We start from the raw sequence: 9,371 nt of genomic DNA, 5'->3' as shown, positions 1-9,371 counted from the left end.
CGCGATGAACGTCACCTCGTGGCCGATCGCGCGGGCGAACACATCGCCGATCCCGATCGAGGTCAACTGCATCCTTGCGGCATCAACCATGTTCGCGACGCGCTCATGATCGCTCTCGAGGATGGGCGTTCGCCCTGCCGCGCGCGACGCTTGCTTGGCTTCCTTTGCTGCCTTTGTGCGCCAATCCGGGGCGTTGATCACGTCGATCTCGACACCCTTGCCCAGCAGCATGGTGTGGGCCGTGCTGCCTATGTCGAAAACGTCCCGATGTTCGGACTCGTGGAATGGATTGAGTCTGCGGTGGGCTGTCCAGGCGTGCAGCGGTGTTTGCTGGATCAGTTTCTTGGCCATGCTGGCGGATAGGCTCGGCGTTTCGGCTGGATCGGCGTGATAGACATGCTCGGGCATGTTCCAGTCTATCGTCGCGCCGGGTTGCGGGGTGATGTCTGATGGTTCAATCATGTGATACCTCCTGCAATCAGGGGTATATAAATTCTGAACCAAGGTCAATGCGATTAGTGCAGAAATTATGCACTTCAACCTGTTGCGGCGTGCAGAAATAATGACTATTCAATCAAAAGTGGCAAACGGGCGACAGGCGGGGGCCTCATGAATATTCGGGTATGTACGTCGTGCTATAACACGCTGAAAAACGAGAAAGTTTTGACAGATGAATTGATTTCGATAGCCTTGCAAACCGGGCAGTCGCTTGATGAATTATACGCTGCGGTTCTCGACAAGGCCGAGCCGTCGCGCAACGGCGACAGAGAGACCTGATTCGCGCCCGAGATAAATCCAGTCGAGCGTAAGGTCGAGTTCCTGGCATACGGGGTACATCTGGGCAATCGTCGGCTTTTGGCGACCATTTTCCCAGTGAGAAACGGTATTTTTGCCGACACCGCATATCTTGCCGATCTCGGTTTGCGACAGTCCCCACGCTGATCTGATCTTCTTGATTCGATCGCCTATCAACTGATCATCGTGCGGCTGCATCTGATTTTCCTCACAAACTTCGCGGCCCGGCTATTCCGCTCGCAGTAATATACGCATCGCTTGGGTTCAAGAAAAGTGAACGCCTTGCGAAAACACGGTTGTCAAAAGGACAGAAAATCTATACCTAAAATGGTATGGAAAAGCTGAACCTAAGACATGTTGAGGCGGTCGCCGATGTTCTCTCCGCTCTAGGTGGGGCGGCATTCGTTCGGTATCGTCTCGATCTGAGCAAATCGAACACGTCAAACTGGCGCCGGGACAACAAGATCCCGGCGCGTCATTACCAGAACATTCATCGGCTCGTGGATGAGCATGCCGAACGAACCGGCGAAACGATTTCGGTCCCGGATCACCTGTTCAACTTCGACGCCATGCCGGCGGAACAACAGGCCGAGGCTGCCGAATGAGCCGGCGCCGAAAGCACCGGCACGAGGCCGCATACCCGGCATTGTGGAATGCGGTCGATGGCGCGCTGCGGTGTGCGCAGCATGCCCACCCCGAGATTGAGATACCGAACCGCGCCAGCGTCACGAAGCGCGTGGTCGGTCAAGTTCTCGCCCTTCGGGCGGGCGCTGGGAGTGGAGCCCCGGCGGAAAACCGGCAGCCTCTTTTGACGAGCGCCTTGCCTGCGGAACGCAAGGCCGGGGGCGGGGGCGCGGAATGACGGGCCGCGCCCCCCACTATTACAACGACCACGATCCGAAGGTCTGCGTGTGGCTGCGCGCTCTGATCGCGTGCGGGCATTTGCCCGAGGGGGATGTCGATGAGCGATCCATCACAGATGTCGATGTGGGCGATCTTCGAGGCTACGTCGCCTGCCACTTCTTCGCCGGGATCGGCGGATGGCCGCTCGCCCTCCGCCTCGCCGGATGGCCCGGCGACCGGCCCGTGTGGACCGGATCGCCGCCCTGCCAGCCGTTCAGCAGCGCAGGACAGCGGCGCTCCCGCGACGACGACAGACACCTCGCCCCCGCTTTTCTCGGACTGGTCTGGGCCGCCCAGCCCGCAGTGCTGTTTGGCGAGCAGGTCGCCAGCTCGGCGGTCGTCGGAAAGGCTACAGGCCGCGCTCAACGAGGCGCTGCCGGCCCGCGTGAGTGGGCATGGCTCGACGATCTATCGGATGGCCTGGAAGCGGCAGGCTACGCCGTCGGGGCGGGTGATGTGCCGGCTGCGGGCGTCGGCGCCCCGCACATCCGACAGCGGCTTTTCTTTGGGGCAATCCGCCTCAGCGCGCCCGCAGTGGCCGCTGACACCGGCGGTAAAAGTAGAGCGATCTGGATGGCCGAGCCCGTCGGCGCGGGACTGGAAGGACACGCCGGGCATGGCGACGAAAGCGCAGAACCCGGACGGGACGACGCGCGGCCGGACGGACCAGCTGCCGCGGAAGGCGATGCTGGCCGGCTGGGCGACGCCGGATGCAGCCCTGATGAACGACAGCGCGGACCCGGCGAAGCATCAGGAGCGCCGCGACCGTCTGAGACAGAAGCACGGCAACAGCAATGGGGCGGGCCTGCCGATCGGGCAGATGGCACACCTCGCCGGGTGGCCGACGCCGATGGCGGGCAACCCCGGCAAGCCGGGGCACTACAATCCGGCGGGGAACACGGACAGCAGCCGGCAGACGGTGGCGCTCGTGGCGACCTCGACACCGGCTGGCCCGGCGCGGCTGACGACCCGTGGCGCGATGCTGACTGGCTCCTCTGCCGGGATGGAAAGTGGCGGCCGGTTGGACCCGGATCATTCCCGCTGGCTGATGGGGTTCCCGCCCGCGTGGTGCGCCTGCGCGGCTACGGCAATGCAATCGTCCCCCAAGCGGCGGCGGAGTTCGTAAGGGCGTTTCAGCAGGCAACGGAGGAGATGGCGACATGAACATCACGAAGGTCAAGAAGGACGGCGACAAGATCATCATTCGCTGGTCCGAGGATGCAGACACGTCTGAAAAGAAAACCGATTTCGCATGTTACGATCCCCCGCTCGACTCGTTCACCGAGGCATTCGAGGCGCTGGGTCCGGCGGCGCTGGGTCTCATCATGGCGCCGCACGCATGGCGCAGCTTGGCCAAGGTTTCGGGTGTTTCTATCACCCACGAGGAGGACCGCATCGGCGCCGTAATCACGTTGCTAGTCGACCTCGACGGCGCCACCAAGGGGCCACTGGTCATCAACACGCCGTACCTCGTCGATGAGGATGAGAACGGCCCGATGATGCCGCCCGACATGCTGAACGCCGTCGACGCGATCATGAAGGAGGCCGAGAAGTACGTTCGCGGCGAGCGCGCCCAGCGAGATTTCTTTGCAGATGACGCGGCCGACAGTGAAAGCGAGGCGGCGTGATGGGAAAGCGCGCCGGACAGTCACGCGCCGACGACCTGGTGATCCTCGAAATGCTCGACATGCGTGCCAGGGGCATGTCGAGCGCGGAGATCGCCGCCGCGATGGAGTGCTCAAAGGGGCGCGTAACAGGCGCGCTTCAGCGCGTCGACCGGGAAACCCGGGCCACACCCGACGAGACGCGCCACCTAAACGGAAGCATGCCCCGGCGTTGGTGGGCGGGGGGTGCAAAATGATCCCCGGGGGGCCCTTCGACATCATCGTGATGGACCCGCCCTGGCGGTTTTCCTCGAACTCGGCCGACCGGCCGGGGCGCAACGCGCGGCGGCATTACCGGTGCATGCGCGACGACGAGATCGCAGCGTTGCCGGTGCCGCAGATCGTGGGCCGCGATGCCCTTCTGTTCCTGTGGGTTACGGTGCCGATCCTTGAGCGGGCAATGCGTATCCCGCCAGCGTGGGGCTTTCGCTACGTGTCCCAACTGGTCTGGGTAAAGGACCGCCCCGCGACCGGCTTCTGGTCGCGCAATCGCCACGAGCCGGTGCTGATCTACCGCCGCGGCAAGTTTCCGTGCCCCAGCCCGGCGCCGTTCACCGACAGCGTGTTCTTCGCGAAAAAACGCCAGCATTCACGAAAGCCGGAAATCCTGCAGGACAGGATAGACGCGGTTTGGCCACAGGCACGCAAGCTGGAAATGTTTGCCCGTAGACCGCGCGCCGGCTGGGAAACATGGGGCAACGATCCAGAGCGGTTCGAGGCCGTAGGCGCATGACCGACCGTATGACAGCAGAAGGTCTGCGCGCGTATCGCGCCGCGGAAGGTGACACGCGGGCGCCGAAAAGCGACCGCGAAGGGCCGGTTCATCGCGCCATCCTGCAATACCTGCGCCATGCCCTGCCGGCCGACGCGCTTGTCCATCACAGCCCGAACGAGCTGGACATGGCCGGATCGGAAGCCGCGCGGCAGATCGCCAAGGCGCGGAAGATGGGCACGCGGGCAGGCTGGCCCGACCTCGAGATCATCTGGTGCGGTCGGGCGTACATGCTCGAGGTCAAGGCGCCCAGGGGCCGGCAAAGCCCGGACCAGCGGGCCGTGGCGAATGACCTGGAAAGGGCAGGGGCGGAATACGCCGTCGTTCGGTCGATCGAGGAAGTGCAACACGTGATCAGCAAATGGGGCATGAAATGAGCAATATCATATCGAAAATCATCATCGTGAAACAGCGCGGTCGGCCGCTCTACCGTGCCAAGCACATCGTCACCGGCGAGTTTCTAAGCGGCTGGCAGGGCTCGCCTGAGCAGGCGACAACAAGCGCTGAAAATACGCTGCGAAAGCAACAGAAAGTGATCAAGATGCGCTCCTGCATGCGGTGCGGGGCGGTGTTTAAATCGCAGGGGCCGGGCCACCGCCTTTGTTCCGCGAAATGCCGGTCGGATGACGGCACGCCTGACTGGTTCGACGTTGCAATAACTGGCCCCACGATGGCTGATACTGATGCTTGACAAGCGATGCCTGGTCGCCGCTGCGCTTTCTGCCATGCTGAACAGGCGTCATGGGGCCACCGGCCGCCGGGTCAGCACCGGGATTTGCCCGAGGATCTGAGGGACAAGTACATCTGGACGTGCGGCCGACCGGAATGCCGCGAGGCGGCCCGCGTGCGGGTCCGTGAAGTCGTCAAGAAAAGGGGGCTTGGATGAGCAAGGCACCGGCAATGCCGATGTATTGGGACGCCTATCTGGCGGACACGACGCACCTGACCACGGAGGAACATGGGGCCTATCTGTTGTTGCTGGGCGCGATGTGGCGCCGCAACGGATCGGTGCCTGACCACGACGCTGACAATGCGCGAATCCTCGGTCTAACAAAGGCAAAATGGCGCAAGATAAAAGCCCGTCTCGCGCCATTCCTAACGTTCGAGGATGGCGAGATTTCGCAGAAAAAATTGCAAAAAACGTGGAAAAATACGCAGGAAAAGATCGACAAGAATCGATCAAACGGGGCCAAAGGTGGGCGGCCAAAATCGCTCAAAAACAATGACTTGGCAAAAGCTAACGGTTCCGTTTCGGATGCGCTGAACGAAAGCATACCAGAACCAGAACCAGATCCTGAAATAGAGGGAGTCACTCATCATCAACGGGAGGACTCGATACCACTGTGCACGTATCCGCCCGGCGCCGTTGATGATGATGAGAAACACCCCCCGCCGAAGATCATGAGCGATCACGAAAACGCCCCTCCAGCCCGTCATGACAAACGCCTGACCAGCCTCTTCGACCGCGTTCTCGAGGCGGCAGGGGCAGATGTCCGCAAGGACGTAAGCGGCAAATGGTTCTCATCGGGCCAGCGCGGCGTCGTCGCCATGTGGCTTCGGGAAACGGACCTGACGGACGATCAGATCGTGGAAACTGTGAAGGAGGTACGAAATGCGGCAGGAAAACAGCCCTCATCGCTGCGATATTTCAGCCCGGCAATCGCGCAACGGCAGCATGACGAGCAGCGCAACAGCGCAGGGCTTACGGTCAACGTCGGTGGCCGAGCCGCAACCAGCGAGACCGCGGCCCAGCGCAGAGCCCGAGAACGGTTGGAGCGTGACGCCCGGATCGCGACCGATCTGGACCGCCGATTTGGATACGCTGACGGCTGAAATCGATTCAAGCCCGCTGCGCCCGTCGGAAATAGCGCGAGAGGTCACAATCATCGAGGCGACGGTCGGTTATGTCCGCGAGGTGCCCGACGGAGTGCGGGATGCCGTTCTGTTGCGTTGGGGGGAGGCATTCGCCGGCATTCCCGGCGACGTGGCGCGGCGCGCGTTCCGATCATGGGACCGGGGCGACCGGATGCCGAACCCGGTTGAGCTGGCCAAGATCGCGCGGCGGATCGAGGGGAAAATGCGCCACGCGGTTCGGTGCAAGGCCGAGCCGCGCCCCCCGGCGGTTGACCCGGAGCCAGCGCCCGAGCGCGAGAGGGTAACGCGGGAACAGGCGGCGGCCATCATCGCCGAAACAGGGCTGGACCTGTCGCGGCGCGCCCCGGAGACGCGGCGCGAGGCCACAGCATCTCGGCGCGGCCCGGCGCGGCCCGAGACTCTTGCCAGCAAGATCGCCACCGAGGCGCGGGACGCCGCCCGTTCCGGGCGCGAAGGTGATGAATGACGGCATCTGGAACCAGATGGCCCCGCACGTCTTGCGTGCAGGGCCAGCAATGCGGCTTTCGGGCGCCGCGCTGGGCGTATGTCTCGAGCCGCGCCCTGGTCGGATCACACGGCCGCATGGCGCCGCTATGGCGCCGCGTCGACTTCCGCCTTGCGTTGTCTCACCATGGCGTCGGCCAGATCGCGCAGCCTGTCGGCGGTTTCAGCCGGGCATTCCAACCTGATTTCCGTCAGGCCGTACCGCTTCCGACGCCGGTGGGCGCGGGCGCGTTCCGTCGAGGTCTTCGGCGGCACCTCGGGCCGGCGGGGCGGGGCGATGCGCGCGTCGTCAAAGCAGATGGTAAACGGCCCGATGATCAGCGCCCCGCGGGCGTATTCGACCGGCGGGTCCGTCTTGACCAGATCCGGCGCAAGCGCCGCCATGCGGGGCGCCGCGCGGGCCAGTGCCCGCTTGAGGTGCCCGGCGCGGCGTTTCGGCGCGTGGCCCAGAACGTCGATCGGCTCCCCTTCGTGCAGCAGCAGGATCGCGAGGGGATCGTCTTGCGCGTCAGCCATCATTTCCGGGCCTCCGCCAATGCCCGTCGCGCCACCGCGACGCGGGATTCCGCGCGGTCTCCGCACGCAATGACAAGGCGCAGCGCGTGCCCCACTTCCTCGGGCTTCGGATGCGATGACACCCAAGCCAGCCACGCGACCAGGCGCGGGGGCGGTATCTGGTCGCGTCTCACCCATTGGTTCAGCGACCCCGGCCGGACCCCGGCGGCGCGGTCGAAGGCGGCGCGGTGGCCGTGGCCGAATATCCGCGCCGCCGCGGCGTCGACCGCGGCCAGCAGCGCCTCGGCGGATACCGTCGGCGGGTCGATCCGGCGCGGCGTATCCTCGATGATCTCGACGCCGGGCGCGACGATCCAGCGGGCCGGATCCGCGCCGGGTTCCGGGGCGGGTGGTGCGTCGCGATACAGCCGCAGCTCGTTTTTGTCGTAGGTCATGGCAGCGCCCCCATGATCAGGGCGACCCATGGCGCCAAGGTCAGCACGTACCCGACGACCAGCGCCGCGACGCTGGACAGGTGCAATTTTCGCATCTCGGACTCCTGTAATTCCGCCCCGGCCCATCCGGGGCGGCGGGCAACAGCCCGGATGGACGGGCCCGGCGGGCCCGCCCCTCGAGGATGTCGCGCGCATCATCCGGCCGGGACGCGGTGCCCCGGCGGGGGTCATGTATCGCCCAGATCGAAGACCTGCGCGTCAAGCGACACGTCTACGCCGCGCCCGGCGCCGGGCTGGCCATGGCTGAAAAACCAGAACCGACCGCGGACAATCTGCCCGGAATCGGCAAGGCGGTCGAGTCGCCATTCATCGCACCAATCAAACCCGCCGGAATATCCCGCGCGGGCCTCGAGCGCGGGATCGCGCGCCGGGGCGCCCAGCGCGGGCAGCGAAAATGAACCGCCATGCGTCAACCCGAACCTTTCGCCGTCAAAGCTGAATCCGCAGATACGCGTCACCGGCGCGGCCTGTCCAGGCAGCATCACGAAATCGCCCACGCGCGGCCCGACCATGCGGCGCCGCGCATCCTCAAGGCGCCCGGCGACGGCTCGATCCGTGGCGTCAAGGTGGGCGTTGTCAGTCGGAACGGTAATTATTCCCGCGTCGACAAACCACCGCCGGCAATGATGCCTCGCGGTCGCGCGCGTGGGTGCGGTAAACGTGCGGGGGCCGGTATTGTCCGGGTCATCGCCGGCCGGGCGTGGGACGCTAAACGACCAGGCGTCAATTTCCCGCTCGGCGCGGCGCCGCGCCTCGCCCCGGGTCATGCCGGGGCGGGTCATCATGTTTGCGGTCAGCTTGCGCACCGCCTCGCCGTAACGCGGATTCGGCTGCACGGTGCAGGCGGTGCCGCAGTATTCGATCCGGTCGCGGTCGCCATCGGTTGTCAAGGTCACGTCGTCCAGCATCATTGCGTGGCCTCCTCTTCTCTTTCCTCGGCTTCCCATTCGCCGCACGTTTCGCACCGCGAGTCGGCGATATACTGGTGATATATCAGCGTGTGCGCGCTGCAGTGCGGGCAGGGGTTTTCGCTGTAATCCATCATCACGAGCCCCCCTTTTCGGCCAGCACTGCCGCGCGCATCGCGGCCACGATCCGCGCCGCGGCGTCGGGATCGTCCGGCAGGTCAACCGATGCAATCCCGCCGGGCCGGTTGCCGCCGGGGTCGTGCAGGTCGAGCCCGACCGGGTGCAACCGCGGCGACGGACCGGAAAAAGAAGATTGGCATTCGGAGTACCTGATACCCCGCCGCGGATCGTCGGCCGCCGCCGGGTCGCCGGTCAGCGCGGCGCTCACCTTGGCCCGCCAGTCGGCGGCCGTGTCGCACAGCGCCAACCGCGCGGCGTTTTGATCCTCGATGGCGGCCCAGGCGTCGGCGTGCTCGACCGTGACCAGCTCTCGGGCGATCTGCCGGGCCACCGCCCGCGCGGGCCGGTCGGCCGCGGCCGTGGTCATCGGCTCGGGCGTGTCGTATGCCCAGCCCGGCGCGTTGTGCAGCCGTTGCGCGCGCCCGGCGCCGCGTTCGGTCGGATCGTCGGGCCAGTCAATCCGCGCGGTCACGCGGTCGCCGCGGTTGTATTCCAAACAGGCGGTCACCCGCACCGCGAACCCGTCGCCGGTGCGCCGGAACACCGACCCGCGGAATCCGGCCGGGTCGCCTAGTTCGTTCCAAGAGTCCTCGTGGAACGTGGCCGAGTCGTCGCGCGTCCAGGTGTCGCCGGTCGCCTCGCCCAGCGCATCGGCCAGCCCCTCGCAAAGCGCCAGCCGCGCCGCGCCGTGGTCTTCAATTCGTTTGGTCATGTCAGACTCCATCTGTTCCGCGGCGGGCCCATCCCGCCGGGCGTGCGG

The 9,371-nt window shown here is 65.3% G+C and carries 14 protein-coding genes and 2 pseudogenes; 10 read left to right on the top strand and 6 right to left on the bottom strand.

Annotated elements, in window-relative coordinates; genetic code table 11:
* Together ACH107_RS12710 and ACH107_RS12705 are read right to left on the bottom strand one after the other, a co-directional pair.
* Positions 1 to 462: pseudogene (locus tag ACH107_RS12710) on the bottom strand (hypothetical protein); the annotation flags it as partial.
* A gap of 255 nt (positions 463 to 717) precedes the next feature.
* Positions 718 to 993 (bottom strand): helix-turn-helix domain-containing protein, encoded by a 276-nt coding sequence (locus ACH107_RS12705; RefSeq protein ID WP_412506177.1) that lies wholly within the window; start codon positions 991 to 993, stop codon positions 718 to 720.
* Positions 994 to 1,127: 134 nt separating this feature from the next.
* On the opposite strand from ACH107_RS12705, the gene ACH107_RS12700 reads away from it, so the two are divergent.
* The 10 genes and pseudogenes from ACH107_RS12700 to ACH107_RS12655 all read left to right on the top strand — a co-directional run bounded on the left by ACH107_RS12700 (position 1,128) and on the right by ACH107_RS12655 (position 6,475).
* Positions 1,128 to 1,400: a hypothetical protein gene (locus ACH107_RS12700; protein WP_412506176.1), complete on the top strand. Its 273-nt coding sequence runs from the start codon at positions 1,128 to 1,130 to the stop codon at positions 1,398 to 1,400.
* A gap of 253 nt (positions 1,401 to 1,653) precedes the next feature.
* A pseudogene (locus ACH107_RS12695) lies at positions 1,654 to 2,211 on the top strand (DNA cytosine methyltransferase); the annotation flags it as partial.
* Positions 2,212 to 2,314: 103 nt separating this feature from the next.
* A complete protein-coding gene (locus tag ACH107_RS12690; protein ID WP_412506178.1) occupies positions 2,315 to 2,824 on the top strand; it encodes a hypothetical protein in 510 nt (169 codons plus the stop codon).
* Positions 2,825 to 2,858: 34 nt separating this feature from the next.
* A complete protein-coding gene (locus tag ACH107_RS12685) occupies positions 2,859 to 3,326 on the top strand; it encodes a hypothetical protein (protein WP_412506175.1) in 468 nt (155 codons plus the stop codon).
* Entirely contained in the window at positions 3,326 to 3,559 is a 234-nt protein-coding gene (locus ACH107_RS12680; RefSeq protein ID WP_412506174.1) for a hypothetical protein, read from the top strand. The genes ACH107_RS12685 and ACH107_RS12680 overlap by 1 nt, the downstream gene beginning before the upstream one ends.
* A complete protein-coding gene (locus ACH107_RS12675; RefSeq protein ID WP_412506173.1) occupies positions 3,556 to 4,095 on the top strand; it encodes an MT-A70 family methyltransferase in 540 nt (179 codons plus the stop codon). The genes ACH107_RS12680 and ACH107_RS12675 overlap by 4 nt, the downstream gene beginning before the upstream one ends.
* Positions 4,092 to 4,511 carry a VRR-NUC domain-containing protein gene (locus tag ACH107_RS12670; RefSeq protein ID WP_412506172.1) on the top strand — a complete coding sequence of 140 codons (420 nt, stop codon included), beginning with the start codon at positions 4,092 to 4,094 and terminating at the stop codon, positions 4,509 to 4,511. The genes ACH107_RS12675 and ACH107_RS12670 overlap by 4 nt, the downstream gene beginning before the upstream one ends.
* Positions 4,508 to 4,825, top strand: a complete 318-nt coding sequence (locus ACH107_RS12665) for a hypothetical protein (RefSeq protein WP_412506171.1) — start codon at positions 4,508 to 4,510, stop codon at positions 4,823 to 4,825. Before ACH107_RS12670 ends, ACH107_RS12665 begins: the two co-directional genes overlap by 4 nt.
* 191 nt (positions 4,826 to 5,016) lie before the next feature.
* Positions 5,017 to 5,967 carry a YdaU family protein gene (locus tag ACH107_RS12660; protein WP_412506170.1) on the top strand — a complete coding sequence of 317 codons (951 nt, stop codon included), beginning with the start codon at positions 5,017 to 5,019 and terminating at the stop codon, positions 5,965 to 5,967.
* Positions 5,948 to 6,475: a hypothetical protein gene (locus ACH107_RS12655; RefSeq protein WP_412506169.1), complete on the top strand. Its 528-nt coding sequence runs from the start codon at positions 5,948 to 5,950 to the stop codon at positions 6,473 to 6,475. Before ACH107_RS12660 ends, ACH107_RS12655 begins: the two co-directional genes overlap by 20 nt.
* A 125-nt stretch (positions 6,476 to 6,600) precedes the next feature.
* Here the strand turns inward: ACH107_RS12655 and ACH107_RS12650 are convergent, their stop codons facing one another.
* From ACH107_RS12650 to ACH107_RS12635, 4 genes are all read right to left on the bottom strand, one after another.
* The gene (locus tag ACH107_RS12650; protein WP_412506168.1) at positions 6,601 to 7,029 is read right to left on the bottom strand and encodes a hypothetical protein; all 429 of its coding nucleotides are present in this window, start codon (positions 7,027 to 7,029) and stop codon (positions 6,601 to 6,603) included.
* Positions 7,029 to 7,463, bottom strand: coding sequence for a hypothetical protein (locus ACH107_RS12645; RefSeq protein WP_412506167.1), 435 nt, complete (start codon positions 7,461 to 7,463; stop codon positions 7,029 to 7,031). The genes ACH107_RS12650 and ACH107_RS12645 overlap by 1 nt, the downstream gene beginning before the upstream one ends.
* A 227-nt stretch (positions 7,464 to 7,690) precedes the next feature.
* Positions 7,691 to 8,434, bottom strand: coding sequence for a hypothetical protein (locus tag ACH107_RS12640; RefSeq protein WP_412506166.1), 744 nt, complete (start codon positions 8,432 to 8,434; stop codon positions 7,691 to 7,693).
* Between the two features lie 133 nt (positions 8,435 to 8,567).
* Complete coding sequence (locus tag ACH107_RS12635; protein ID WP_412506165.1) at positions 8,568 to 9,323, bottom strand: hypothetical protein; 756 nt, start codon at positions 9,321 to 9,323, stop codon at positions 8,568 to 8,570.
* Positions 9,324 to 9,371 lie beyond the last annotated feature (48 nt).

The organism is Roseovarius halophilus (ex Wu et al. 2025) (assembly GCF_047086965.1).
Note: the sequence above shows the minus strand (reverse complement) of the source record. Positions and strands in the feature narration are given on the sequence as shown.